Below are 24,481 nucleotides of genomic sequence, written 5' to 3'. Positions count from 1 at the left end.
AAGCGGGGAGAGGGTCGGGGTGAGGGGGATCCGCTTCGAGGATTTTTTCGGCTGCGCCGAACCCCCTCATCCTAACCTTCTCCCCAGGGGGGAGAAGGGACTAGGGCGGGAGAGGGCATTTTCCTCACCCCATCGCCTCGGCCCCCGACACCAGTTCGATCAGCTCATTCGTGACCTGTTCCTGCCGCAGGTGGCGCGCCGTCGCGGTCAGTTCGTCCAGCGTGGTTTCGATGTTGTGGCGGGCCGTCATCATGGTGGAGAGGCGCGCGGCGTTCTCGGCGGCGAAGCTTTCCATCGCGGCGTCGGCGAGCAGGGCGAAGACATACTCGTCCACCAGCCGGGCGATCAGGTCGCGCGGCGGCATGTTGATCAGCGGCGGCACCGTCCGGGCGCCATCGCGCGGCAGGCCGAGCGGCAGCAGGGGGCAGCGCACCAGCTCCGGCGGCGCGCCCGCGTTGGTCCGGCCGTAGAGCAGCTCCACCCGGCCCAGCCGCCCGTCCGCCGCCGCGAGGTAGAGTGCCTCAGCGATGCGCCGGGCGGTGGCGGTGACGGCGTCGGTGTTGGTCGCCATCGCCGTGCTCCAGGACGGCGGACGGCCGCGTTCCTCCAGCAGGACGGCGCCGCGGGACCCCGCCACCCACAAGGCGCAGCCCGGCGGTGCCGCCAGCGCCGCATCGACCAGTTTTTCGGCGAAGGCGCCGACGAAGCCGTGCTCCGGTGCGAACAGCACACAGGCGCAATGGCCGTGCCCGTTGACGGGCCATTGCGGCGGCGCGTCGTCCAGCAAGGCTGCGGCCTGGGCCAACGCCCCGGCGATCACCTCGGCATAGGCGCGGGTGCCGGCCAGCGTGCCGAGCGCCTGTTGCAGCCGCATGGCGGCGAGAGAGCGCATGACGTCGGTCACCGATTCCAGATCCTGCACGCTGGCGCGGCGTGCCTCGACCTCCGCCAGCCGTTCGGTCATGGCGCCGCTCCGGTCAAGCCCGAGACGGCTTGCGCGATCAGGTCGCGCAGGGCCGCCTTGGTGGCGTCGTCCAGCGTCTCGCCGACATGCGGCGGGCGGGCGGCAACCAGACCCGCCAGTGCCGTCTGGAAGCGCGGCATCGCTTCCAGCGGCAGCCGGTCCAGCGTGCCGTCGGCCAGCGCCAGCAGCTGCGCCGCCTGGACCGCCAGCGGGCGGGGCGACAGGTGCCGTTGCGCCAGCAGGGACCGCATGCGCCGGCCATGCTCCACCGCCTTGCGCGTCCGCTCGTCCACCAGACCGCCGAAGCGGGTGAAGACCTCCAGCTCCAGGAACTGGGCGTAGTCGAGCCGCAGCGGTTCCGCCAGGGCGCGCAGGGCCGGCGGCTGGGCCTTGCCGCCGACGCGCGACACGCTGCGGCCGATGTCCACCGCCGGCTTCTGCCCCTCGTAGAACAGCTTGGCGTCGAGGCAGACCTGCCCGTCGGTGATGGAGATCAGGTTGGTCGGGATATAGGCCGACAGGTTGCCGCCCTGGGTCGCGGCGATGGGAAGCGCGGTCAGCGACCCGCCGCCTCTGGCGGGCGTCAGCTTGGCCGCCCGTTCCAGCAGGCGGCTGTGCAGGTAGAAGACGTCGCCCGGATAGGCTTCCCGCCCCGGCGGGCGGCGCAGCAGAAGCGAGAGTTGGCGGTGGACCGCCGCATGCTTGGTCAGGTCGTCGACGATCACCAGGGCGTGGCGTCCGCTGTCGCGGAAATGCTCGGCCATGGTGAAGCCGGCATAGGGCGCCAGCCATTGCAGGCCGGGAGCGGAATCGGCGGCGGCGATGACGAACAGGGTGCGCGCCGCGGCGCCGCCCTGGCGCACCGCCTCGATCGCCGCGCGCACGCCGGACGCCTTCTGGCCGACGGCGACATAGACGCAATACACATCCCCGTCGGTCTGGTTGAGGATGGCGTCCACGGCGATGGCGGTCTTGCCGGTGGCGCGGTCGCCGATCAGCAGCTCGCGCTGGCCGCGGCCGAGCGGGAACATGGCGTCGATCACCGCGGTGCCGGTCAGCAGCGGTTCGGACACCGCCGCGCGCTCGGCGATGGTCGGGGCGGGACGCTCCACCGGCTCCCACCCGTCGGCCTCGATCGGCGGACCGTCGTCCAGCGGGTTGCCGAGCGGATCGACCACCCGCCCCATCAGCCTGTCGCCGACCGGCACGCGCAGGACCGTTCCGGTGCCGTGGACGGTGCCGCCGGCGGCGACCTGGGTGGCATCGCCCAGCAGGACGCAGCCGATCCGGTCATCCAGATCCATCGCCAGCCCGGCCACGCCGCCGGGGAACAGCAGCAGCTCGTCCACCCGCACGTCGGACAGGCCGGAGACATGGGCGATGCCGTCGCCGACCGATTCCACCCGCCCGACCGATTCCAGCCGCGCGGCGGTGTCCAGCCCGTCCAGCCGGCGCAACGCACCCGGCATCCAGGCGTCGAGCGCGTCCTCAAGCGACGGAGTCGGCATCGGTTCTTGCGGAGTCATGACGGGTCATCTCCTCCTTCGCCTCGGCCAGCGCCTGTTTCCAGCTGCGGCGGACGACGCTGTGGGCGAAATGCAGCTCCACCCCGGCGATCAGCGACGGATCCTCAGTCAGTTCCAGCGCCACCGGCCGGCCCAATGCGACCGTCAGCCGGTCGCGGGCATGGGCGGCGTCCTCGTCCGACAGCGGGCCGGCCGCGGCGAGACGCACCGGCACCGACTCTGCCCCGTCCGCCAGGGCGTGGCGCTGGGAGGCGTCCAGCGCCTCCACCGCCGCGCAGGCCTCCTCCAGCAGCGGCCGGGTCAGGGAGCGTGCCGGCGCGTCGCGCAGCAGGCGGGTCGCCAGCTGGGTGCCGAGATCGGCGGCGTGGCGCTGCAGGGCGCCCAGCGCCTGCGCCCGTTCCTCGGCCAGCCGGGCGCGCGCCTCCTCCAGCGCATGGTCGGCCTCGGTCCGCGCCCGGTCGAGCAGCGCGGCGCGTTCGGCTTCCGCCTCGGCGCGGGCGGCGGCGATCAGGCGGTCGCGTTCGGCCGGCAGGGTTGCGCGCTGGTCCTCCAGGCTCCGGCTTGCGGCTTCGGCGGCTTGGCGAGCGGCCTCGGCGTCGCTGCGGACGCGCTCGGTGGCGGCCTGCCGCTCGGCGATCACCGCCAGGACCGGGCGGTAGAGGAAGCGGTGCAGCAGCCAGACCAGGATCAGGAAATTGACCGCCTGGAGCAGAATCGTCCAACCGTCGATGTGCATGACGGGCTCCGGAAATGCCGCGGTCAGGCGAACGGGTTGGCGAACAGCAGCAGCAGGGCGACGACGAGGCAGTAGATCGCCATCGTCTCGATCATCGCCAGGCCGACGAACAGGGTGCGCGACAGGGTGTTGGCTGCTTCCGGCTGGCGGGCGATGGCCTCCATCGCGGCGGCGACGGCGCGTCCCTCCGCCAGGGCCGGCCCGATGGCGCCGACCGAGACGGCCAGCGCGGCGCCGAGGATGCTGATCGAATGGACATCCATGATTCCTACCCCTTTTCTATTGTTCCGACCGCACCGCCGATGAAGACCGCGGCCAGCACGGTGAAGATGTACGCCTGCACGAGGCCCAGAAGCAGTTCCAGCGCCATCAGCGGCACCGGCACGAACAGGCCGGCCAGCGACAGCACGATGGCGATGACGAACTCTCCGCTCATCACGTTGCCGAACAGTCGGACCGACAGCGAGAAGGCGCGCGTCAGTTCCGACAGGATGTTCAGCGGAAGCAGAAGCGGGGTGGGGTGGGCGAAGCCCTTGAGATATGCCCACAGGCCGCGGCGGCGGATGCCCAGTGCCTGGGAGGCCAGAAGCACGACCAGCGCCAGCGCCGCCGCCGTCTCCAGGAAGGCGGTCGGCGCCTTCAGCCCCGGCACCAGCCCGGACAGGTTGGCGACCGCCAGATAGAGAAACAGCGTGCCCAGCAGCGGCAGGAAGGGCGTGGCGTCGGCCTGCATCGTCTCGGCGATCTGCCGGCGCAGGGTCTCCACCACCAGCTCCAGCACGGTCTGGACGCGGCCGGGCCGCTCCACCCGCAGGCGCCGCGTCGCCAGGACGGATCCCAGCGCCATCGCCGCCATCAGGCCCCAGGTGACGACGACCGGTAGGGTGACCGGGACCGGTCCCAGCACGAAGACAACCGGCGTCGTCAGGGGGGAGTCCGTCATGGCGTTCCCGCCTCCGCCCGCTTTTCGCGCCGGACCACGAGGCTGCGGGCAATCTGGAATCCGGCCAGCATCGCCAGCAGCGCCTCCGCCCCGCCCCACAGGGCGGCGATGGTGAAGCCGGCGGTGGCGCATGCCAGCCGCAGCAGATAGAGCGGAACCGCCCGCCGGACCCCGCCCGCCACATAGAGCCGGGCGGTCGCCGCCAGACCGCGGAAGAACAGGGTTCCCAACGCCAGCCCCGCCAGCGCCCCGGCCAGGATGGGAAGAAGATAGGGGGCAGTCATCGCGTCAGCGCTCCTGCTCGATACGGATCCAGGCGAGCCATCCGCCGAGCACCACGCCCGCGAACAGCAGCGTCGCCGTCCAGAAAATCCCGCCGCCCGCCCGTTCGTCGAGCCAGCGCCCGGCGAACAGGCCGGCCAGCGTCGGCACGATCACCAGCCAGCCCAGCGCGCCGATCAGGGCGAGGTTGCGGCCCATCGGCCGTTCGCCCTCGCGGGCCCAGCGCTCCCGCCTTTCGCGGCGGCGGCGGACGCTGCCGGGAAGCGGATCCTTGTCGTCGGTCATGGCGCCTCCTCCCCGCCGTCGGGAGTGGGGGCGAAGGGGCCGGAGGGCCGGCGGTCGGGACGCAGATAGGCCAGGATATGGCGGATCGCGGCCAGATGCATGCGGCGGGCGCCGCTGCGCGCATCCCCCTCTTCCTCGCGGTCGCGGCGGAAGCGGGCGAGCACGTCGCGTTCCAGGGCGTGGAGGTCGTCGCCGACCACCGCCTCGCGCGTCGCCACGGCGATCCGGGCGCCGTCGCGGATGGTCAGCACCCCGCCGCGCACGGCGCAATGCCCCTCGCGCCCGTCGACGGTGCGCCAGCTGATGACGGAGATCGCCAGGGCAGTCAGCAGGTCGGCATGGCCGGGCCAGATGCCGAATGCGCCGCTGGCGTCTTCCGCCCGCAGGTGACGGAGGCCGGTGAGCTGCGCGGCGACGGAGGTGGGGGTGGTGACGATGAGGGAGAGGTTGCCTGTTCGCCCCCGCTTGAGTCCCCTCTCCCCCCCGGGGAGAGGGTTAGGGTGAGGGCGTGGCGTGGCGGAACCTTTGGGAAAATCCCGCAGCGCCTCCCCCTCACCCCGACCCTCTCCCCGGGGGGGAGAGGGAGAACTCCCCGGATTCTCGTTCATCCCACCCTCCCGGCGCGGTCGCGCTCCCGGACCTGATCCAGGGTGCCGGTCATGAAGAAGGCGCTCTCGGCCCAGTCGTCGCCCTCGCCGTCCAGGATGGCGCGGCAGCCCTTCAGCGTCTCCTCCAGCGGCACGCTGACGCCGCCATGGCCGGTGAAGGCCTCCGTCACCAGGAAGGGCTGGGTCAGGAAACGCTGCAGGCGGCGGGCGCGGCGCACGGCCAGACGGTCGGCGGCGCTCAGCTCCTCCATGCCCAGCAGGGCGATGACGTCCTGCAGTTCGCGGTAATGGGCGATGGTCTTGCGCACATCCTCCGCCAGCCGGTAATGCGCCTCCCCCACCACCAGCGGGTCGAGCAGGCTGGAGGTGGAACTCAGCGGGTCCACCGCTGGATAGAGCCCTTCCGCCGCCATGGCGCGCGACAGCACGATGGAGCTGTCGAGATGGCTGAACAGCTCCGCCACCGCGGGATCGGTGAAGTCGTCGGCCGGGACGTAGACCGCCTGGATCGCCGTCACCACCGCACCGGGGGTGGAGGCGACCCGTTCCTCCAGTTCGGCGATCTCGCTGGCCAGCGTCGGCTGGTAGCCGACGCGCGACGGCAGGCGGCCGAGCAGGCCCGACACTTCCGCGCCGGCCTGGACGAAGCGGAAGACGTTGTCCATCAGCAGAAGCACGTCCAGCATTTCCTCGTCGCGGAAATGCTCGGCGATGGTCAGCGCGGTCAGGCCGACGCGCCAGCGCGCACCCGGCGGCTCGTTCATCTGGCCGAAGACGAGCGCGGTGCGGTCAAGCACGCCGGAGCGCTTCATCTCCTCCCACAACTCCTGCCCCTCGCGGGAGCGTTCGCCGATGCCGGCGAAGACGGAGATGCCGGTGTGGCGCTCCACCATCTTGCGGATCAACTCCATCACCAGCACGGTCTTCCCGACCCCGGCGCCGCCGAACATCGCGGCCTTGCCGCCGCGGGCCAGCGGGGCAAGCAGGTCGATCACCTTGATGCCGGTCTCCATCAGGTCTCGGCGCGGGCTGCGCCGGGCCAGAGGCGGAGGCGGGCGGTGGATCGGCGCGCGCGGCGTGCCGGGCGGCAGCTCCGGCCCGTCGTCGCGCGCCAGCCCCATGACGTCGATCAGCCGGCCCAGCACCGACTCGCCCACCGGGGCGGTCAGCGGGCCGCCGGTGGAGCGGGCCGGCGTGCCCCGCCGCAGGCCGGAGGTGCCCTGCAGCGCGATGGCCCGCAAGGTGGCGGCGTCGAGATGGCTCTGCACCTCCGCCACCAGCCGCTCGGGACCGTCCCACAGGATTTCCACCGCGTCGAACAACGGCGGCAGTGACGTTTCGGGAAAGCGGATGTCGATGACGGAGCCGCGGACCGCGACGACCCGGCCCGGAGCCGGGTCGGAGTCCGGGGTGGCAGGTGGATCGGCAGGCGGTCGCGTGGAGGTTTGAACGGACATGGTCACTCCGGCCGATTGGGCGGAACGGGAACCGTGCAGGATGGTCGCGGTTACGGCAGTGCCCCGGCACTGCTGCGGCAGTGCTACTGCATCTAGGCCCCACCCGGCCTTCCCCCGGCGGGCGGGGGAAGGGGCGCCTGGATGCTCCCGTGGATTTCTCCCGTGGGGCGGCGCCGTGGGGGGTGGAGGGCAATGCGTCAACCAGATCGACCACCGGATCCCAGCATAGCCCCCTTCGTTGCGTTGCGGCATTGCGTCAAATCAAACCCTGCCCCTATGGAATCGCCCGGCCGGGCTCCTGTGCCGCCGGGAGACCATCCGGGAGACCATCAGCCTGGATGGTGATGGCGACGCGGCGGTTGCGCGCCATCGAGACAGGGTCGGTGCCGGTGGAGAGCGGCCGGGTATCGGCGAAGCCCACCGCCGACAGCCGGTCCGGCGGAACCCCCAGTTCGATCAGCCGCCGCACCACGCTGGCCGCCCGGCCGCCCGACAGCTCCCAGTTGGAGGGGAAGCGGCGGTTGCCGATCGGCGTGGAGTCGCTGTGCCCCTCCACCACGATGTCGCCGCGGGTGGCCGCCAGCGTCGGGGCCAGCCGGCGCAGCAGCCCGTCGCCGCCCGGCGTGAGTTCCGCCTGTCCGGGAGCGAAAAGGATGCCTTCGCCGATGACGATGCCGACCCGGTTCTGCCGCACGTCGACCGCCACGCTGCGTGGCACGCCCAATCCCGCCAGCGTTTCGCGCCAGCGCTCCGCCACCCGGTCGGGCGCCGTCACCGCCACCTCGCCATCGTCCAGGCGCGGCCGCGGGTCGGGCGGCACGGCATCGGCTGCCGGCGCAGCAGGTTCGGCTTGCGGGGCCGGTTCATCAAAGAGGGGCGGCAGAGGCAGGGGGGCGGAGAGTGTGGCCGGCTGCGACAAGGCCGGGGTTTCCGGCTGCGGCGTGGTCGGCAGCTGGTCCTTCAGGCTGGTGATCGCCAGCAGCATGACGAACACCGACAGCAGCAGCGTGACCAGATCGGAGTAGCTGAGCAGCCAGATCTCCTGATCCTCCTCCGCGCCGGCCTGCGGCATGCCGTTGCCGGCCCCGCCACCATCCCCAAAGCTGGTCGCCCAGGTCGGAGAGGCGAGATCCCCCGCGTCATCCGGCACGAGACCGCCGTTCGCGGGTCTGTCGTCACGAGGTGCCATGGAGTTCGTCCCCGCGCTCGCGCACGAACTCGGCCAGCGCGTCGGCGATCACCGTCGGCGAGCGGCCGAGCCGCACCAGGATGATGCCCTCCAGCAGCACGTTCAGCATCGCCACCCGGCGTGCGGTGCGCTGTTCCAGCTTGATGGCGATCGGCTTGAAGACGAGGTTGGCCAACACCACGCCATAGAGCGTCGCCACCAGCGCGACCGACATGTGTTCGCCCACCTGCGCGATGGTGGCGGTTCCCAGCTGCGCCATCATGCCGATCAGTCCGACCAGCGTCGCCAGAAGCCCGAAGGCGGGGGCCAGCCCGGCCAGCGTGCGGAACAGGCGCGATTGAACCGATTCCCGTTCGATCAGCTTCTGGATGCGCCAGTTCATCACATGCAGGATGTCGTTGACCGGCGTGCCGTCGGCGATCAGCTGAAGCCCCAGCCGCAGGAACGGGCTGCCGGCCCTGGTGCCCTGCTCCTCCGCCCGCTGGATCTGGCCGCGCTGGTAGAGCCGGGCGAAGGCAACCAGTTCCGCGATGTCGGTGGCGATGGACTCGTCGTCGCGGAAGATGGTGCGCAGGGCGGCGAGGGCGGCGCGCAGCTCGCTCGCCCGGAAGGCCATCAGGGCGGACACGGCGATGCCGCCGGTGATGATGACGGCGCCGGTCGGGTTCCACAGAGCCTCCATCCCATGGCCGAGGCCGATGTAGGACAGCAGGCCGACCGCACCCAGAAGGCCGACGGCCGTGGCGTTCAGCAGGCGGGTGGGACGGGAGGACGCCGCGGAGGGGGCGGGCTTGGTGGGCGCTTGGCCGGGCGCTTGGATGGACATCCGACGCCTTCGTCGTTCATTGGCATTTTAACTATTAGGAACCCGTAATGACCGGCTGTCAATCGGGGGCGGTGGGTGCCTGCGTTGAGATTGGCTTTGTGAAAAAGCCCTTCTCCCGCAAGGGGAGAGGGGCTTTCAGGATGATCGAGTCGTTGGAAGCGGCAGTGTCCTGCGGCGGTCAGCCGCGCCCGAACAGGCGGTCGAGCAGGCCGGAGGGTGGGGGCGGTACAGGGGCCGCCGTTTCCGCCAAGGCAGGGGCCGGCTCTTCCGGTTCCTCCGCCGCCGGGCGCGGCACGCTCTCGCTCGGGTGCCAGGGTGCGACGGAGGCGGCATCCGCCGCGCGGCCCTGGAACAGGGCGACCCCGGCTGCGTGGCCGGTTTCCAGCGCCGCCGGCTCGTCGCAGCGCCAGAGGACCAGCCGCCCGGCGCCGAAACGCTCTACGGCGGCGGTCAGCAGATCGGCGGCGCCGGTGGCTCCGCGGATCCACTGGGTTTTGACGAAAGCAGGCTCCAGTCCGCCGAGTTCCAGCCCGGCCAGCGCCGCCATCGGCACATGGTCCAACGCCACCGCGAAGCCGGCGTCGGCCAACCGTCCGGCCGCCGCGACCACCCGCGCCGGGGCCAGCGAAAGTTCCCAGCAGGGAAGCTCGGCGGTGATCCGCGCGCGAATCTCCGTCGGAATGGCGCGGGCCAATTCGTCGAAGCTGTCGTCCAGCACGGTGGCGGTGTGCAGGTCGATGGCGAAGGGGCGGGGATCGCGGCTGCGGTCGCGGGCGATATGGCGCAACAGCCCGCGGTCGAGCCGCACCGCCACCTCGTGGCGCAGCCAGGAATCGCGGCGCAACGACAGGGAAAGCCGCGATTCCAGCTCTTCCAGCGATATGGCCAGTTCGGTGGTGACCACCGCTGCGCGGGCCTCCGCGAAGGACCAGACCGGCTGTTCGCGCACGATGCTGTCGATGTCGGCGCCGTGCAGAACCCGCTCCACCTCCAGCAGATGGGCGAGCGCCGCGGTCGGCGCGTGTTCGGCCGCTTCGCGCAGGGCTGCGGTGGCGTCGTTGGGAAACAGGTCGGTGAACAGGCGCTCGCCTTCCGTCGCCATGTCGTAGCGAACGGTATGGAGCGTGCCGAAACCGTGCGACAACAGGGTGTGCGCCAGCGCCCTGGCCCCGGCGTCGAGCAGCGGGGCGGCCTCGGCCGGGGCAAGGATCAGCAGGCGGGGGCCGGCGAGCCGGAACACCTCGCGCGGCTGGCTGCCCAACCAGCTTTCCAGATAATGGTCGAGTGTCATGGCAAAGCGCGGATCGCCGCCATGCTCGATCCCGCGGAGATCGGCCAGCAGCGCCGCCAGCGGTTCCGGCGCCGCCCGCAGGGCCTGCAGGCGTGCCAGAAGCGTATGAGCTGCCGCGTCCGCCATCGCCCCATGCTCCCGACCGTTCATGGCGGAAGTGTCGCGCCGGGCTGTGCCGGTCGCAAGGGGCGATGACGCCGCGGGACAGATACGATCAGCCCATGATCTCGAACTTGATGCCCTGGGCCAGCGGCAGCGCGGAGGAGTAGTTCACCGTCGCGGTCTGGCGGCGCATGTAGGCCTTCCACGAATCCGAGCCGGATTCGCGGCCGCCGCCGGTCTCCTTCTCGCCGCCGAAGGCGCCGCCGATCTCCGCACCGCTGGGACCGATGTTGACGTTGGCGATGCCGCAGTCGGACCCGGCGGCCGACAGGAAGCGCTCCGTCTCACGGATGTCGGTGGAGAAGATGCAGGAGGACAGGCCCTGCGGCACTCCGTTCTGCAGCGCGATGGCCTCGTCCAGCGTGTCGTAGGTCAGGACATAGAGGATCGGCGCGAAGGTCTCGTGACGCACCACCTCGGTCTGGGCCGGCATCTCGACGATGGCCGGTGTGACGTAGTACGCGTTGGGGAAGCGGTCGGTCAGCGTGCGCTCGCCGCCCGTCACCGTGCCGCCCTCCGCCTTCGCCGACTCCAGGGCGCGCTGCATCGCCTTGAAGGCGTCGGCGTCGACCAGCGGACCCATCAGCACGCCGGACTCCAGCGGGCTGCCGATGGACACGGAAGCATAGGCGGCCTTCAGGCGCGGCAGCAGCTGGTCCTTGACCGAGCGGTGGACGATCAGCCGGCGCAGCGTGGTGCAGCGCTGGCCGCAGGTGCCGACGGCGGAGAACAGGATGGCGCGCAGAGCCATGTCGAGGTCGGCCGACGGCGCCACGATCATGGCGTTGTTGCCGCCCAGCTCCAGGATCGAGCGGCCGAAGCGCTCGGCCACCACCTTGGCGACCTCGCGGCCCATGCGGGTCGAGCCGGTGGCCGAGACGATGGGGAAGCCGGGGTGGGCGACCAGCGCCTCGCCGATCTCACGGCCGCCCTGGACGACCTGGGACAAGCTGGCCGGCGCATCGCCGAAGCGGGCGACGGCGCGGTCGAAGATCACCTGGCAGGCGGCGGCGGTCAGCGGGGTCTTCTCCGACGGCTTCCAGACGACCGGGTCGCCGCAGACCAGCGCCAGCGCCGCGTTCCACGACCACACCGCCACTGGAAAGTTGAAGGCGGAGATGACGAGGCAGGGGCCGGCCGGATGCCAGGTCTCGCGCATGGAGTGGCCCGGACGCTCCGACGCGATGGTCAGGCCATAGAGCTGGCGCGACAGGCCGACGGCGAAGTCGCAGATGTCGATCATCTCCTGCACTTCGCCCAGGCCTTCCTGGTAGATCTTGCCGGCTTCCAGCGAGACCAGACGGCCGAGATCCTCCTTGGCGGCGCGCAGCTCCTCGCCCAGCAGGCGGACCAGCTCGCCGCGGCGCGGGGCCGGCACCGAGCGCCACGCCTCGAAGGCGCGGGCGGCGTTGGCGACGATGTCCGACACCTGCGACGGCGCGGTCTCCGCCACCGTGGCGAGCGTGGCACCGTCGACCGGCGACCGGGCGGTGAGCCCGGCTCCGCTGGAGGTCAGGCCGAAACGGGAGAGGATGTCGCTGTGCTGCACCGGGGTGGCTCCTTGGGTCAAAAAGCGAGGCGTTACTTAGGGTCCGGGATTCTCCCTCTCCCCCCCGGGGAGAGGGACGGGGTGAGGGGGATGCGTCGCGGGACGTTTGCGAAAATCCTGCGGTGCTTCCCCCTCACCCTAACCCTCTCCCCGGGGGGGAGAGGGGATAAAGGGGCGGGGAGAGTTAAATCACTTACCCTTGCCCGCCGCACGGATCTCGGAAAGCGTCCGGGTCGGGGTCAGGGCTTCGGGGTCGAGCTTGATGTGGATGATCGCCGGCAGGCCCGACGCGCGGGCGCGTTCGAAGGCCGGGGCGAACTGGTCGGTGGTCTCCACCGTCTCACCATGGCCGCCATAGGCGCGGGCGAAGGCGGCGAAATCCGGATTCTTCAGCATGGTGCCGGACACGCGGCCGGGATATTCGCGCTCCTGGTGCATGCGGATGGTGCCGTACATGCCGTTGTCGACCAGCAGCACGATGACGGCGGCGCCTTCCTGCACGGCGGTGCCGAACTCCAGCCCGGTCATCTGGAAGCAGCCGTCGCCGGCGAAGCACAGCACGTCGCGGGTGCGGTGCTGCAGCTTGGCGGCGATGGCGGCCGGCAGACCGTAGCCCATCGAGCCGCAGGCGGGCGCCACCTGCGTGCCGAACCGGCGGAAGCGGTGGAAGCGGTGGATCCACGTGGCGTAGTTGCCGGCGCCGTTGGTGAAGACGGCGTCATGCTCAAGCCGCTCGTCCAGCCAGACCATGATGCGGCCCATCTGTACGTCGCCGGGAATGGCCTCGGGCGGAGTGCTCCATGCCTCGTAGGCGGCGTGCGCCGCTTCGGCGCGGGCGGTCCAGCCGGGCTTGGCCGTCACGGGCACGCCGGCCGTCGCCTCAAGGAAGGCAGCCGGCGTGGCGACCATGCCGAGGGTCGGGCGATAGACGCGGCCGATTTCCTCGGCACCCGGGTGGATGTGGACCACCGTCTTGCCCGGATCGGGGATGCCCAACAGTTCGTAAGCTTGCGACGGCACCTCGGAGAAGCGGTCGCCCAGCAGAATCAGCAGGTCGCTGTCCCTGACCAGCGCCGCCAGCTTCGGGTTGATGCCCAGCCCGATGTCGCCGGCATAGAGGGGGTGGCAATGGTCGAACAGCATCTGGCGGCGGAAGGTGACCGCCACCGGCAGCGACAGCTTCTCTGCGAAGACTTGCAGCGCCGCGACCGATTCCTCCGTCCAGCGTGAGCCGCCGACGACCAGAAGCGGCTTTTCCGCCTTGTCCAACAGGTCGGCGAAGGCCGTGAGTTGGGCGGGGGTGGGGGCGCTGTCGACCGGCTCCGCCCGCGGGGCCGCCGCGACATCGGCGGTCTCGGTCAGCGTGTCTTCCGGCAGGGCCAGCACCACCGGGCCGGGCCGACCGGTCATCGCGGTGTGGAAGGCGCGGGAGATCATCTCCGGCACGCGGTCGGCGCTGTCGATCTCGGCGACCCACTTGCACATGCCGCCGAACAGCTTGCCGTAATCGACCTCCTGAAAGGCGTCGCGGCCGCGCATGCCGCGCTCGATCTGGCCGACCAGCACGACCAGCGGGGTTTCGTCCTGCTGGGCGACATGGATGCCGGAGGCGGCGTTGGTGGCGCCGGGACCGCGGGTGACGAGGCAGACGCCGGGACGGCCGGTCAGCTTGGCCTGCGCCTCCGCCATCATCGCCGCGCCGCCCTCGTGGCGGCAGACGACCATTTCGATCGGGCTGTCGTGCAGGGCATCCAGCACGGCGAGATAGCTCTCGCCCGGCACGCCGAACACCCTCCGCACGCCCTGCGCCTCCAGCGCTTCGACGATCAACTGACCACCGGTCTTCATCGCGATGCCGCCCCGCCCTGCCTGTGGGAGTATTCTGGATCTCCAGGATACCGACCGTGCCGTGCCGCACGCCAGAGCGCAAACGACTTTCTTTCCTGCGGTCATGAGCTTTGGTAATGAAGCGGTCATGGATCTGCAGCGCCGCCTCCTCCCCTCCATGAGCATGCTGACCGCCTTCGAGGCGGCGGCCCGCACCGGCAGCTTCACCGCGGCGGCGGCGGAACTGTCGCTGACGCAGGGAGCGGTCAGCCGGCAGGTCAAGGCGCTGGAGGACCAGATCGGCACCGCGCTGTTCACCCGCAAGGGCCAGCGGGTGAGCCTGACCCCGACCGGCGCGCTCTATGCGGATCCGATCCGCGACGCGCTGCGCCAGATCGCGGCGGCCACCGTGCGGACCATCGCGGCGCCCAAGGGCGGCGTTCTGAACCTCGCCATCCTGCCGACCTTCGGTACGCGCTGGCTGGTGCCGCGGCTGCCGGCCTTCCAGGCGGCGCACCCGCAGGTGACGATCCACTTCACCACCAAGCTGGCGCCCTTCGACTTCCGTCTGCACGACCTGGACGCCGCCATCCATTACGGATTCGGCGACTGGCCCGATGCCGTCTGCGACCATCTGCTGGACGAGGAGGTGCTGCCGGTCTGCTCCCCCGCCTTCCTCAAGGCGCATCCGGTCACGGAGCCGGCCGACCTGCTGTCGCTGCCGCTGCTGCACACCAGCACCCGCTCCGCCGCCTGGAACGAGTGGCTGTCTGCCCAGGGCCTTGCGCCCCGTCCCGGAGCCGGCATGGTGTTCGAACAATTCGCCACGACCGCCCAGGCGGCGGAGGCCGGGCTGGGCGTGGCATTGCTGCCGACCCTGCTGGTCCGCGCCGAGCTTGAGGACGGCACCCTGGTCCCGGCCATCGACCGGCCCCACCGCAGCGCGCGGGCCTATTACCTCGTCCACCCCCGCGGCAAGGCCAACCACCCGCCCTTTGCCGCCTTCCGCCAATGGCTGCTGGCGGAGGCGCGGGGGGACCGGCCGGCGAAGTAGGTCACTTGCCGCGGATCATGTCCCAGCTGGCCATAACCGCCCCGCCGGCGATCAGCGCGCAGGCGGCCCAGACGGTCCAGCCGCCGCTCGCCTGACCGAACAGGATCAGCAGCAGGGTGGAGGCCGGCGGCACGGCGTAGGACAGCACGCCCAGCGCCCGGATGTCGCCGCGCTTCATCCCGTGGTCCCACACGAAGAAGGCCAGCCCGTCCGGGCCGATGCCGAGCGCCAGCAGGGCGAACCAGCCCAGCATCTCCTGCGGCCAGACGGTCGCCTCCTCGAACAGCAGGTGCCCGGTCAGGCCCAGCAGAGCGGTGACGAGACAGAAGCCGCTCACCGCTTCGGTCGGGACGGAGCCGAAGCGGCGCGACAGCACCGAATAGGCGCCCCAGATCAGCGCCGCCGCCAGGGCAGCGCCGTATGCGGCCAGATTGCCGCCATCCAGGTGCAGGCCGCCGCCGCGCCCCGACACGATCAGCGCCGTGCCGGCCAGCCCGCACAGCGCGCCTGCGACGTGGCCGGGCTTCAGCCTTTCTCCAGGCAACAGGGCGGAGAACAGCACGATGCACAGCGGCCAGAGGTAATTCAGCAGATTGACCTCGACCGCCGACGTCGGCGCGAGGTGGAAGGCCAGGAACAGGCAGGCGTGGTAGCCGAACAGACCGCCGACCCCGACCAGCCAGACCGGCAGCGGCTGGCGCATCGCGCCCAGCACGCTGCGTCCGCGCACCGCCGCGATGGTGCTGCCGGTCAGGAAGGCCAGCCCGAAAGTGACCGCCACCAGTTGCAGCGGGGGCATCGCGCTGGACAGCGAGGTCAGCAGTGCCGCCGTCGACCACAGCAGGATGGCGATGGCACCGATGCCGGTGGCACGGCGCACCTCGGATACCGAGGGCGGGGAGGCATGGGGGCGGATGGATTCGGGAAAGGCGTCGGCGCTCATGCAGGGTGCATAGCCGACGCGCCCCCAACCCGCAAGGATACGCTTCGAAGGAGCGGATCTTACGGTACGGTCCGCTCCAGGAAATACTCCATCTCCTGGATGATGCCGCTCTGGGCGGCCCAAAGGGCGGCCTGGGTGCGGTTGCGGACGTTGATGGTCTGCATGATGTGGCGCACGTGCAGCTTGACCAGATCCTCGGTCATCAGCATTTCGCGCGCGATTTCCTTGTTGCTGCATCCGTCCATGATCAGCTTCAGGATGCGTGCATGGCGCGGGTAAAGGCCGGGATAGCCCAGAAGTTCGGACTCATGCTGGGCCGCCGACCCATCCTCACCTCCGCGGCGGAGTGCCGTGGGCGAGAAATAGTCGAAGCATTCCTCCGGCACCACCGGTTCGCCGGCATGGATCAGGCGCAGGGCCAGGACGAAGGCGGCCGGCGCCATCCGGTTCAGGAGATAGCCGCGCACGCCGAAACGCAGCGCCATCCGCATGTGGTGGGCCGAGAACTCGTCCGCGATCATCGCCAGCTTGGCGTCCTCGCCGTACCAACTCCGGAAGTTCCAGGCGTCGGTCTTCAGCGAGGCGAGATCGAACAGCACGATATCCGCAGTCCGTTCGCTGGCCCGCTCGGTGTCGCCGTTGCCGGCCGGCGGTTCCAGCGTGACAACCGCCCCTCCGGCGGAAAAGCCGGCGGCATAACGGTCGCCCGCCCCATTCGCCCGCCCGTTCCATGCCGCCTTCGGGGACAGCCCCGTGGCGAGCCGGCTTTGCGGATCGATGACCTCAAAGCAATCATCCAGGATGTTCAGGATGGATTCACGCAGCAATCGGCTTTGATTATGGACAATCACACGAATGCGATCGGGCATGTCCGTCTCCCCCAGGAATGGACGATATGGCGGGCAGCATCATCGCGCGGCCGGACCGCAAGGGCTCCTCCCCCGGACGCTGAACGGTAGGGCGGCAAGGGCGGCGCGGCGATATAGGCTGCCGGTTTCTCTGTCCGGCGATTTGCCTTCGGCTCCCCGTTCGAAGCCGTTGCGATTGCTCCGTCGACTGCCGCCGCGCTGAACCGGCGCGATATGCGAAATCGATGGACGATGCACGTTGTATCGGTGGGTGCGTGTTCGTCCGATCGAATTTGGATCAAACTATGATCCGGCACTCACGGCATTGTCTTCAGCACTTTTGGAAGGCTTCTAGGTTCAGAGGGAGAGAGTTTCATCCCGGCAGGAGAAGCCCGGCCCTGAAAGGCGAACAGTAATTGGGCTTTCTTGCACCGGATATGGGAAGTGATAACCCCGTTAAATCGCGTGGAGCGCCAGTGGATGACGACTTGTGGAGAGGGGGTGTAGACGAACTGTCTGAAAGAACACGTCTTTACTGCATGAGAAACATTTTTAAAAAGCAATTTCAATTAGAAACTGCGACTTCGAAGGCCGTTCCATTACCGCCCATCTGCGAAGATAATATAGACTCTTAAACAGCCGCCGCCAGCCGGAAAATTCAGGGATCGGAAAAAAGGCGGGGACGGAGCCCCGCCGAAGCGGGCCACCGTCCCCATCCCGACCTTCCGGTTCCGGCTTACGCCGCCCTCTTATGCCACCATTTCCTGGGTGATGGCGTAGACGCCGGTGTCCCAGCGGTCGATGGTGGTGTCGAAGCTGCCCATGCCGTTCACCACGTCGAAGCTCTGGGTGGTGTTGTGGATCAGGTCCTGGACTGTGTAGTGGCCGTTGGCCAGCTGCAGTTCCACATGGGTCGCCACCGACTTGCGCGCCGCGGTGTCGTTGAAATCCACCCGGTCGGACGCGACCACGATCAGCCGGTCCTTCTGGTCGTAGAAGCCGTAGCCGGTGATCTGGGCATCCGGGTCCTTGTCGGTGAAGGTCAGCGGGTGCTTGTAGGTCAGCGCCTCGTCGCCGATCAGCACCGGGGCCTTGGCCTTCAGCGCGGCGATCTCGGCATCGCTGAACAGGTTCTTGCCGTTGTAGGTCGCCTGCGGGATGATCCAGGCGCTGGGCGCGCTGGCCTTGGTCATCGCCGGCAGGGCGGCGTCGCTGACGTAATAGCCGAAGGTCACGCCGGCATCGTGCAGCTTGGTGATCGGCGTCAGCAGCTCGCCCAGATAGGCGTTGCCGATGGAGTTGCCGGCCGGCTCCAGCGCGTTCATCGCCTTTTCGGCATTGACGCTGTAATAGAGCGCCGGACCGAAGGGGCGGGTCGGCACGATGTCGCGCAGCATGTCCAGCCAGGGCTGCTTCACCTCGCCCCAATCGTGATAGCTGCGCGACCACTGCTCCGCCGCGCGGCGCACGCCGCCCTGGTCGTCGGCGATCATCGTCCAGCCGCTCTGCAGCCAAGTCTGTTCCAGGCGGCCCCAGCCCAGCTCCTCGCGCGCAGTGCCGGTGACGCCGGTGTAGAGGCTGTCGACGGCGCCCCAGTAATCATCCTCCGACGAGGACATCATATGGCCGAAATGGGCGTCCGGCGCGCGGGCGGCGTGGATGCCCAGCATCGCCTGCTCGTAGGAGGCCGGCGCCTGCTTGTGCTGCATCGTGAAGCGCTCGAGCGTCTGCACGTTGAACAGGATGTCGTCCTCGTTCATCTTCTCGGCGATCACCCGCGCGTCGACGCCCGCGAATTCGCGCATCGCCGCCGGGGTGAAGGACACCTGCGTGGTCAGCCATGCCGCCTTGCCGGTGTTCTTGACGATGGCCTCGTCCAGCGCCTTCCAGCTGTCGGCCCAGCCGTCGACGAAATAGTCCAGCCACTTGGTGGGATGGTTGGCGACGATGTAGTCGGCCTGCTGCGCCAGGGTGGTGCCGGAGACCTTGATGCCGGTCTTGGCGCTGAATTCGGCGATCATCCGCGTGTTGAAGAAGTCCATCACGCCGGAATGCGGGCTGCCGTCGAAGAAGTCGGCAAGCTCATAGCCGCGGGTGCCGGTCAAGGCGGACAGGCGGCCCAGCTTGTCTGCCATCCAGTCGCCGTAATGGGCGGTGCCGCCGGTCCAGCCGGCCGGCGCGTCCTTGGCGTCCAGCGGCATCAGCGGGCTGACATAGCCCCAGCCATAGGGGTTGCCGCTGTCGGAATTGAGGATATTGCCGTCGGCATCGCGCCCCAGATATTGCTGGTGCGCCTTGACCCAGGAGACCCAGGCCTTGTGTCCGCCGAGATTGGCGAACTCGCCGCCGGTCTGCGAATATTCGAAGGTGTCCTCCCACAGCTGCAGGCCGATCAGCGGCATCACACCGTCGGCCAGATGGTCGGCGGCGACGTCGCGCGTCTCCTTCAGGTGGGTGGAGCTGGCATAGTCCGGCACCGATTCCCAGAACAGGTGCTGCGGCGCCAGCCCGCGGTCCGCACCCCAGGAGATGGCGGACACGTCCGACTTCAGCGGCGGACGGTCGCTGCTGACCCCGGCGCTGGCGGTGTGCTCGCTCTTCGGCAGCGTCGGGGAGGGGGCCGGCGCGGCGGGGGCGGTGGTCGAGCTGCCGCCCAGCATCGCCTTGGTGACGGGGACGCTCAGCGTGCCGTTCCACCACAGCCCCTGCTGGCCGGCGATGACGTCCTTGCCGTCCAGCGCGCCGCGGTCATAGGTGACCCCGGCGGCGGTGGATGAGACGCTGTGGCCGTTCACCACGACGGAGCCGACATAGAGGCTGCGGTCCTGGCCATTGACGACGGCGTCGTTGTCGTACTGGACCTGGATCTTGTGCGCCAGCGCCGGGTCGAGGTCGACCGTGAACTTGTAGGCGGTCTGCGCGGTAGCGGACACCTTCGCCTCGCCCACCACCTTGCCGTCGGCCAGCAGCTTGAAGTGCGGCGGCACGCCGCCGGCGCTCTTGCCCCAGGCGTTGACGACGACGCTGAAGGCCTTGGTCGCGGCCGGCTCGGCGGTGACCGCGTCCGGCGCCGGGAACAGGGTCGCCGGCAGCGGGACGTTCAGCGCGCCGCCCCAGTACATCGCTTCCTGGCCCTTCACCACGTCGCGACCGTCGATGGCACCCTTGTCGTAGGTCACCGACGGGTCGGTCATGGCGATCGGGGTGCCGTTCACGGAGATGGCGCGGACGAACAGGTTGCGGTCGGCGCCGCCCACCATCCCGTCATTGTCGTAGACGAGCTGCAGGTTGTGCGCGGTGCCGGCAGCGACCTTGGCACTGATGGTGTAGCGCCCGGCGCTGGCGCTGCTCACCGTCGCCTGTCCGATGGTCGCGCCGTCCAGCTTCAGCGCCAGATGCGGCCAGACGCCACCGGCTTCTTGCCCCCAAGCGTCGATCGCGAAGGTGACATCGATGAGATTGGACCCGGTGATCGCCATCGGCACGACTCCCATTAACGAAAGATTAAGAAACCGCAAGGTCGGGGTAATTAGATCGATTGGATTACCCTGTTCGTTCGGGAGTCTTGACAGGTCGTCGCGACAACTTGGAGAGTCAAAGATGGGACATGTCTTTGACTCATCTTTGACTCTTCCGTAAATATCGATTTGGTCTGGCTGATTTCTTCGGGTGTTGAAAGACTTGGATCGACAACGGCAGACTTACGCCTGTTGAGCGCAGTCGGTCTCTTTCGTTTGTTTGGTGTGCGCGGCGGCTCCGTGGTCCACTCGGGGCTGAACCGCCGCCGATACCGTCGATACAGCCGAGCAGGGGAAGCGCGATGCGCATTGCCGTGGTCACGCAGAAGATCGTCCGCCATGACGGGCAGGGCCGGGTGAATGCCGTCGTCGTGGAGGAGCTTCTGCGCCGCGGGCACGAGGTGGTCGCCATCGCGACGGAAGTGGCCGACGAACTGGCGCGCCATCCCAGCCTGCGCTGGGTGCCGGTCGATGGCGGCGGGGTGCCGACGCAGCTGGCCAAGGACCAGCTCTTTGCCTGGCGGGCGAGCCGCGCGCTGGCGCGGGCAAGGCGGGCGGGGATCGACCGGGTGGTGGTGAACGGCTTCGTCAGCTGGGCGCGGTCGGACGTCAACGCCGTTCATTTCGTCCATTCGGCCTGGATGCGCTCGCCCACCCATCCCGTGCGCAAGGACCTGTCGCCGCTGTCGCTGTACCGGGCGCTCTATACCTTGCTGAATGTCGGGTTAGAGCGCTGGAGCTTCCGCCGCGCCGGCCGGCTGGTGGCGGTGTCGCGCACGGTGGCGGAGGAGCTGCGCCGGGACGGCATCGACCCGGCCCGGCTGGCGGTGATCGACAACGGCGTCGACGTCGCGGAATTCCGCCCCGGCACGCCCGATCCGGCCGTGTTCGGCCTGCCGCCCGGCCGTCCGGTGGCGCTGTTCGTCGGCGACGCCCGCAGCGACCGCAAGAATCTGGATGGCATCCTGCGCGCCCTGGCCGAGGTACCGGACCTGTCGCTGGCGGTGGTGGGGGACGAACGCGGCGGCCCCTTTCCGGCGCTTGCGCAGTCACTGGGGGTGGAGGAGCGCGTGCGCTTTCTCGGCCACCGGCGCGACGTGGCGGTGCTGATGCGGGCGGCCGACCTGTTCGTCTTCCCGACCCGCTACGAGCCCTTCGGGCTGGTCCTGCTGGAGGCGGCGGCGAGCGGCCTGCCGGTCATCACCACGCGGCTTGCCGGCGCCAGCTGGCTGCTGGAGGACGGGGCGGCCGTCGTGCTGGACGACCCGGATGCGCATGACGCACTGGTGGGGGCGATGCGCCGTCTGGCCGCCGATCCGGAGGAGCGCCGCCGCATGGGCGAAGCCGGCCGCCGCATCGCCGAACGCCACGATTGGCCGGTGACGGCAGGGCAGTATGTGGACCTTCTGGAGGCGATGGGGCCGCTGGCCAGTGGTATCGGAGTGAGCGGGACGCTGGTCAGGTCGGCGTCTTGAGGGGGGCTGGCTTCACCTGATCTCCAGCCGCAGATCGACCATCACGCTGTCGCTGCCCGCCGGTGCGTCCGCCACGGCAATGCCCACCGCGGCGGCGGGGCCGGGGCCCGGGTCGACCCGGTGCGGCATGGCGCCGGCGGGGCGTAGGACAGTTCCCATGCGGATGGCGCCGCGTGTCTTGCCGACCGGGGCGGTGCCGGTGGTGGCGATGGGGACGACGCCCCCGGCAGATGCGGAGGTGAGGGCGACGCCGTCGGCCGGGCGGTCCGGCTCCAGACGGCGGACGCGGTCGTAGTCGCGCTGCACCAGATTGCCGGCATCGACCCCGCCGGTGCCGACCTTGCGGAACTCGCCGGTACACTCCATCGCCACGAACCGGTTGGCGCGGCAGGTGCCGGAGACCGACAAGGCGGGGGCGAGCCCGTCGCGACCGAGGCGGATCAGGCGGTCGGCATCGTCGAACCGGTTGCCGACTGCGCTGGCGGCGACGATGGCCGCGGTTCCGATGTCGGCGGCGCGGTCGTTGGTGCCGTCGCCAAAGCTGGCGGTGCCGCCGGTGAACTGGTTGCGCTCCAGCGAACGCACCACGATCAGTCCGGGCGTCGGCTGTTTCGCCAGCCGGTATCGGGGCAGGAGCGAACCGCTGCAGCCGATCAGGCTGTTGCCGTACATCTCCGCCGCCGGTCCATGGATCCAGCCGTTGCCGCAGGCCTCGAAGGCGCAGTCCAGGAACTTGTTGTTCGACAGGAAGGTGCGCTTGGGAGGGCCGTCCTCCGCCAGTATGCCGTAGGGCGAGAAGCCGAAATGGCAGGAGATGAAGCTGGAATGGTCGATGCCGTTCTCCGGCGCCACGGCGATGGAGGCCAGCGCGTTGCCGGCGAGGTCGGTGTCGAGGAACAGATGATCGCCGAAGCTCTCCGTTCCCGCCGACCAATAGGCGCCGATGTGGTTCTTGGTCAGCTGGCAGGAGATCAGCGAGGAATGGTCGCGCCAGACATCCACCCCGGCGCGGAAGCCGAACACCCCGACCCGGTCCAGCACGAAGCGGGAGGTCAGGGCCACCCCGCCCATGTCCGGCGGTGGGTCGCCCGGTTTGTTGCCGGGCTTCGGTCCCTGCAGGCTGAGATGGGCGATGCGGCTGCGCTGGTAGCCGTCGTCATCGCGTGCCGCCAAACGGCTGCCCGCGCGGATGCCGAAGCGGCCGGGGCCGAGATCCTCCGGCCAGGACAGCAGCGAGGCGCGCATGCCGGCGCCGACGATCTCCACCTCGTTGAAGGCCTCGTCATAGCGGTCGAGGTTGGGCAGAACGATCTCGCCGTCCAGCCGGTAATGGCCGGGCGGCACCAACACCGTCCCGCCATGGCCCGACCGCGACAGCTCCAGCACGGCGCCCTGCAGGGCGGCCCAGTCGCATTCCTGGTCGAGCGAGCGGACATGCGGATGGACGCGCCGCGCCGCCTCCAGGCTCTTGTAGCGTTCGGACAGCGGATGGCTGCGACCGTCGCCGATGGCGCCGCGGTCGCGGATGGACAGGGCGGGACCGGTTGACGGCGACGGTTCGGGCCGGGGGCGCAACGGTTTGTCCTGTGCTGCCTGTGCGGCGGTCTGTGCGGCAGCGGGAAAGGCCAGCGCCGCGGCCAGCAGCAGGCGCCTGCCGATGCGCCTGCCGATGGGGGGGACAAATGGGGGAGGGGGCGTCATGGTGCGCAGGCCCGCGCCGCGCCCGGCGGCGGTCTGGTGTCGAGCCGGGCCATTGCCGCCAGTCCGCCGCTGAGGGCGGCGCGGTAGACCTCCTCCAGCCGGTCGAGATGGCGGTCCAGCGTGAAGGGCGCCCGCCAATAGCCGGCATGGGCGATGCGACCCATCCGCTCCACCTCGCCGCGGTGGGAGAGCAGGCGCAGGGAACGGGCGAGGTCGGCGACGTCGCCGCTGCGGAACAGGAAGCCGTTCTCGCCGGTCCGCACCGCCTCCGCCGCCGCGCAATTGTCGCTGACGATCGCGGGAACGCCGTTGGCCAGCGCCTCGTAGGCCGCCAGCCCGAAGGTCTCGTACCACAGCGACGGCACCACCAGCGCCCGCGCCCGCCGGACCTCCTCCAGCACGGTGTCGGGCGGCAGCCAGCCGGCCAATTCGGCCTCCGGGTTCAGGCGGCGGACCGCCTCGGCCTCGTCGCCGTCGCCGACGAAGCGGACCGGAATGCCGGCCTGGGCCGCCGCCTCCGCCAACAGGGCGGCGCCCTTCTCGCGCGACAGGCGGCCGACGAACAGCACATGGCGGTTGTCGGCGACGGGAGCGGGGCCGCGGTCGCGGATCCCGTCCGGCACCTCCACCGGGTTGGGGATCGGCAGGGTGACGGTGCCGGGGGGCAGATGCGGCGCGATCACCGCCCGCTGGCGGTCGCTGAGCGTCACCAGCGCCATGCCGCCGGTGAAGCCGCCGGCCAGCGCACCCGCCGCGTGCCGGGCCGCCCGCCACCATTTGTGATGCCGGGCGCGGGCGTCGCAGTCGGTGGCGAGGCAGCCGGCCGACAGCGCCCGGTGCGGGCAGTTGACGCCGTCGGGAAAGACGAAGAAGGCGCCGTTCGGACAGAGCGGGAAGTAATCGTGCAGGGTCAGCAGCACCGGCAGGCCGGAGCGGCGGCAGACCGGAAAGACGCTGGGCGACAGCGCCTTGGCCCAGCCATGGATGTGGACCACCGTGTCGTTGGCCGGGCAGCGGGCCAGCAACTCGTCCAGCGCGCGGGCCGATTCCCGGTTCCAGATGCCGCGGAGCGCCGCCTGCACACGGTCGGCGTTGCCCTTCAGGTCGGGCTGTTCCAGGCAATGGACGGTGATGCCGTCGATCAGGAGGGCGGGGTCGACGGGCGGCACGGCGGTGAAGAAATGCACCCGGTGGCCGCGCCGCGCCAGCCCGACCGCCCCGGCGATGGCGACCTTGGCCAGCCCGCCGCTGGGGTGTGCGTGGTCGCAGAGGATGACGATGCTGCTCATGGCGGCGG

The 24,481-nt window shown here is 70.1% G+C and carries 21 protein-coding genes; 2 read left to right on the top strand and 19 right to left on the bottom strand.

All coding sequences use genetic code 11. From position 1 onward, the window contains the following. Positions 1-124: 124 nt before the first annotated feature. The 14 genes from FZ983_RS25560 to FZ983_RS25490 form a co-directional block, all read right to left on the bottom strand. A complete protein-coding gene (locus FZ983_RS25560) occupies positions 125-964 on the bottom strand; it encodes a FoF1 ATP synthase subunit gamma (protein WP_149226709.1) in 840 nt (279 codons plus the stop codon). Beyond that, positions 961-2,490, bottom strand: coding sequence for a F0F1 ATP synthase subunit alpha (locus FZ983_RS25555; protein ID WP_149226707.1), 1,530 nt, complete (start codon positions 2,488-2,490; stop codon positions 961-963). The genes FZ983_RS25560 and FZ983_RS25555 overlap by 4 nt, the downstream gene beginning before the upstream one ends. Beyond that, the gene (locus FZ983_RS25550; RefSeq protein ID WP_149226705.1) at positions 2,453-3,226 is read right to left on the bottom strand and encodes a F0F1 ATP synthase subunit delta; all 774 of its coding nucleotides are present in this window, start codon (positions 3,224-3,226) and stop codon (positions 2,453-2,455) included. Before FZ983_RS25550 ends, FZ983_RS25555 begins: the two co-directional genes overlap by 38 nt. 23 nt (positions 3,227-3,249) lie before the next feature. Then, complete coding sequence (locus FZ983_RS25545) at positions 3,250-3,489, bottom strand: F0F1 ATP synthase subunit C (RefSeq protein WP_014249776.1); 240 nt, start codon at positions 3,487-3,489, stop codon at positions 3,250-3,252. A gap of 5 nt (positions 3,490-3,494) precedes the next feature. Continuing rightward, positions 3,495-4,169: a F0F1 ATP synthase subunit A gene (locus FZ983_RS25540; protein WP_149226704.1), complete on the bottom strand. Its 675-nt coding sequence runs from the start codon at positions 4,167-4,169 to the stop codon at positions 3,495-3,497. Then, positions 4,166-4,453 carry an ATP synthase subunit I gene (locus FZ983_RS25535; RefSeq protein WP_149226702.1) on the bottom strand — a complete coding sequence of 96 codons (288 nt, stop codon included), beginning with the start codon at positions 4,451-4,453 and terminating at the stop codon, positions 4,166-4,168. The genes FZ983_RS25540 and FZ983_RS25535 overlap by 4 nt, the downstream gene beginning before the upstream one ends. A gap of 4 nt (positions 4,454-4,457) precedes the next feature. After that, positions 4,458-4,736 (bottom strand): AtpZ/AtpI family protein, encoded by a 279-nt coding sequence (locus FZ983_RS25530; protein ID WP_149226700.1) that lies wholly within the window; start codon positions 4,734-4,736, stop codon positions 4,458-4,460. Further along, positions 4,733-5,344 (bottom strand): F0F1 ATP synthase subunit epsilon, encoded by a 612-nt coding sequence (locus FZ983_RS25525; protein ID WP_247883975.1) that lies wholly within the window; start codon positions 5,342-5,344, stop codon positions 4,733-4,735. The genes FZ983_RS25530 and FZ983_RS25525 overlap by 4 nt, the downstream gene beginning before the upstream one ends. Beyond that, positions 5,341-6,801: a F0F1 ATP synthase subunit beta gene (atpD, locus tag FZ983_RS25520; protein WP_149226698.1), complete on the bottom strand. Its 1,461-nt coding sequence runs from the start codon at positions 6,799-6,801 to the stop codon at positions 5,341-5,343. Before atpD ends, FZ983_RS25525 begins: the two co-directional genes overlap by 4 nt. Before the next feature lie 274 nt (positions 6,802-7,075). Further along, positions 7,076-7,990 carry an OmpA family protein gene (locus FZ983_RS25515; RefSeq protein WP_149226696.1) on the bottom strand — a complete coding sequence of 305 codons (915 nt, stop codon included), beginning with the start codon at positions 7,988-7,990 and terminating at the stop codon, positions 7,076-7,078. Further along, complete coding sequence (locus FZ983_RS25510) at positions 7,977-8,816, bottom strand: MotA/TolQ/ExbB proton channel family protein (RefSeq protein ID WP_149226694.1); 840 nt, start codon at positions 8,814-8,816, stop codon at positions 7,977-7,979. Before FZ983_RS25510 ends, FZ983_RS25515 begins: the two co-directional genes overlap by 14 nt. Before the next feature lie 178 nt (positions 8,817-8,994). Then, positions 8,995-10,233 carry a hypothetical protein gene (locus FZ983_RS25505; RefSeq protein WP_247883974.1) on the bottom strand — a complete coding sequence of 413 codons (1,239 nt, stop codon included), beginning with the start codon at positions 10,231-10,233 and terminating at the stop codon, positions 8,995-8,997. An 88-nt stretch (positions 10,234-10,321) separates the two neighbouring features. Then, positions 10,322-11,818 (bottom strand): aldehyde dehydrogenase family protein, encoded by a 1,497-nt coding sequence (locus tag FZ983_RS25500; RefSeq protein ID WP_149226690.1) that lies wholly within the window; start codon positions 11,816-11,818, stop codon positions 10,322-10,324. Between the two features lie 189 nt (positions 11,819-12,007). Further along, complete coding sequence (locus FZ983_RS25490; protein WP_149226688.1) at positions 12,008-13,666, bottom strand: thiamine pyrophosphate-binding protein; 1,659 nt, start codon at positions 13,664-13,666, stop codon at positions 12,008-12,010. A gap of 127 nt (positions 13,667-13,793) precedes the next feature. Between FZ983_RS25490 and gcvA the strand changes: the two genes are divergently transcribed. Further along, positions 13,794-14,699 (top strand): transcriptional regulator GcvA, encoded by a 906-nt coding sequence (gene gcvA / locus FZ983_RS25485; protein WP_149226686.1) that lies wholly within the window; start codon positions 13,794-13,796, stop codon positions 14,697-14,699. Between the two features lies 1 nt (position 14,700). Here the strand turns inward: gcvA and FZ983_RS25480 are convergent, their stop codons facing one another. The 3 genes from FZ983_RS25480 to FZ983_RS25470 form a co-directional block, all read right to left on the bottom strand. Next, complete coding sequence (locus FZ983_RS25480) at positions 14,701-15,642, bottom strand: EamA family transporter (RefSeq protein ID WP_149226684.1); 942 nt, start codon at positions 15,640-15,642, stop codon at positions 14,701-14,703. 59 nt (positions 15,643-15,701) lie between these two features. Next, positions 15,702-16,511 carry a response regulator transcription factor gene (locus tag FZ983_RS25475; RefSeq protein WP_149226682.1) on the bottom strand — a complete coding sequence of 270 codons (810 nt, stop codon included), beginning with the start codon at positions 16,509-16,511 and terminating at the stop codon, positions 15,702-15,704. A gap of 728 nt (positions 16,512-17,239) precedes the next feature. Beyond that, positions 17,240-19,969, bottom strand: coding sequence for a carbohydrate-binding domain-containing protein (locus tag FZ983_RS25470; protein WP_247883973.1), 2,730 nt, complete (start codon positions 19,967-19,969; stop codon positions 17,240-17,242). A gap of 341 nt (positions 19,970-20,310) precedes the next feature. On the opposite strand from FZ983_RS25470, the gene FZ983_RS25465 reads away from it, so the two are divergent. After that, positions 20,311-21,483 carry a glycosyltransferase family 4 protein gene (locus tag FZ983_RS25465; RefSeq protein ID WP_149226678.1) on the top strand — a complete coding sequence of 391 codons (1,173 nt, stop codon included), beginning with the start codon at positions 20,311-20,313 and terminating at the stop codon, positions 21,481-21,483. Between the two features lie 12 nt (positions 21,484-21,495). Here FZ983_RS25465 and FZ983_RS25460 read toward each other — a convergent pair whose 3' ends face one another. Further along, positions 21,496-23,184, bottom strand: a complete 1,689-nt coding sequence (locus tag FZ983_RS25460) for a DUF2190 family protein (protein WP_149226676.1) — start codon at positions 23,182-23,184, stop codon at positions 21,496-21,498. Next, the gene (locus FZ983_RS25455; RefSeq protein WP_149226673.1) at positions 23,181-24,473 is read right to left on the bottom strand and encodes a glycosyltransferase family 4 protein; all 1,293 of its coding nucleotides are present in this window, start codon (positions 24,471-24,473) and stop codon (positions 23,181-23,183) included. The genes FZ983_RS25460 and FZ983_RS25455 overlap by 4 nt, the downstream gene beginning before the upstream one ends. Positions 24,474-24,481 lie beyond the last annotated feature (8 nt).

Origin of the sequence: Azospirillum sp. B21, from assembly GCF_008364825.1 — a bacterium.
GTDB lineage: Bacteria > Pseudomonadota > Alphaproteobacteria > Azospirillales > Azospirillaceae > Azospirillum.
The sequence above is the reverse complement of the archived record's forward strand: the minus strand, read 5'-3'. Positions and strand labels throughout refer to the sequence as shown.

Excerpts from the sequence above, each read along its gene's own strand:
- FZ983_RS25560 (WP_149226709.1), bottom strand. The coding sequence starts at position 964 with ATGACCGAACGGCTGGCGGAGGTCGAGGCACGCCGCGCCAGCGTGCAG.
- FZ983_RS25555 (WP_149226707.1), bottom strand. The coding sequence starts at position 2,490 with ATGACTCCGCAAGAACCGATGCCGACTCCGTCGCTTGAGGACGCGCTC.
- FZ983_RS25550 (WP_149226705.1), bottom strand. The coding sequence starts at position 3,226 with ATGCACATCGACGGTTGGACGATTCTGCTCCAGGCGGTCAATTTCCTG.
- FZ983_RS25545 (WP_014249776.1), bottom strand. The coding sequence starts at position 3,489 with ATGGATGTCCATTCGATCAGCATCCTCGGCGCCGCGCTGGCCGTCTCG.
- FZ983_RS25540 (WP_149226704.1), bottom strand. The coding sequence starts at position 4,169 with ATGACGGACTCCCCCCTGACGACGCCGGTTGTCTTCGTGCTGGGACCG.
- FZ983_RS25535 (WP_149226702.1), bottom strand. The coding sequence starts at position 4,453 with ATGACTGCCCCCTATCTTCTTCCCATCCTGGCCGGGGCGCTGGCGGGG.
- FZ983_RS25530 (WP_149226700.1), bottom strand. The coding sequence starts at position 4,736 with ATGACCGACGACAAGGATCCGCTTCCCGGCAGCGTCCGCCGCCGCCGC.
- FZ983_RS25525 (WP_247883975.1), bottom strand. The coding sequence starts at position 5,344 with ATGAACGAGAATCCGGGGAGTTCTCCCTCTCCCCCCCGGGGAGAGGGT.
- atpD (WP_149226698.1), bottom strand. The coding sequence starts at position 6,801 with ATGTCCGTTCAAACCTCCACGCGACCGCCTGCCGATCCACCTGCCACC.
- FZ983_RS25515 (WP_149226696.1), bottom strand. The coding sequence starts at position 7,990 with ATGGCACCTCGTGACGACAGACCCGCGAACGGCGGTCTCGTGCCGGAT.
- FZ983_RS25510 (WP_149226694.1), bottom strand. The coding sequence starts at position 8,816 with ATGTCCATCCAAGCGCCCGGCCAAGCGCCCACCAAGCCCGCCCCCTCC.
- FZ983_RS25505 (WP_247883974.1), bottom strand. The coding sequence starts at position 10,233 with ATGGCGGACGCGGCAGCTCATACGCTTCTGGCACGCCTGCAGGCCCTG.
- FZ983_RS25490 (WP_149226688.1), bottom strand. The coding sequence starts at position 13,666 with ATGAAGACCGGTGGTCAGTTGATCGTCGAAGCGCTGGAGGCGCAGGGC.
- gcvA (WP_149226686.1), top strand. The coding sequence starts at position 13,794 with ATGGATCTGCAGCGCCGCCTCCTCCCCTCCATGAGCATGCTGACCGCC.
- FZ983_RS25480 (WP_149226684.1), bottom strand. The coding sequence starts at position 15,642 with ATGAGCGCCGACGCCTTTCCCGAATCCATCCGCCCCCATGCCTCCCCG.
- FZ983_RS25475 (WP_149226682.1), bottom strand. The coding sequence starts at position 16,511 with ATGCCCGATCGCATTCGTGTGATTGTCCATAATCAAAGCCGATTGCTG.
- FZ983_RS25470 (WP_247883973.1), bottom strand. The coding sequence starts at position 19,969 with ATGGCGATCACCGGGTCCAATCTCATCGATGTCACCTTCGCGATCGAC.
- FZ983_RS25465 (WP_149226678.1), top strand. The coding sequence starts at position 20,311 with ATGCGCATTGCCGTGGTCACGCAGAAGATCGTCCGCCATGACGGGCAG.
- FZ983_RS25460 (WP_149226676.1), bottom strand. The coding sequence starts at position 23,184 with ATGACGCCCCCTCCCCCATTTGTCCCCCCCATCGGCAGGCGCATCGGC.
- FZ983_RS25455 (WP_149226673.1), bottom strand. The coding sequence starts at position 24,473 with ATGAGCAGCATCGTCATCCTCTGCGACCACGCACACCCCAGCGGCGGG.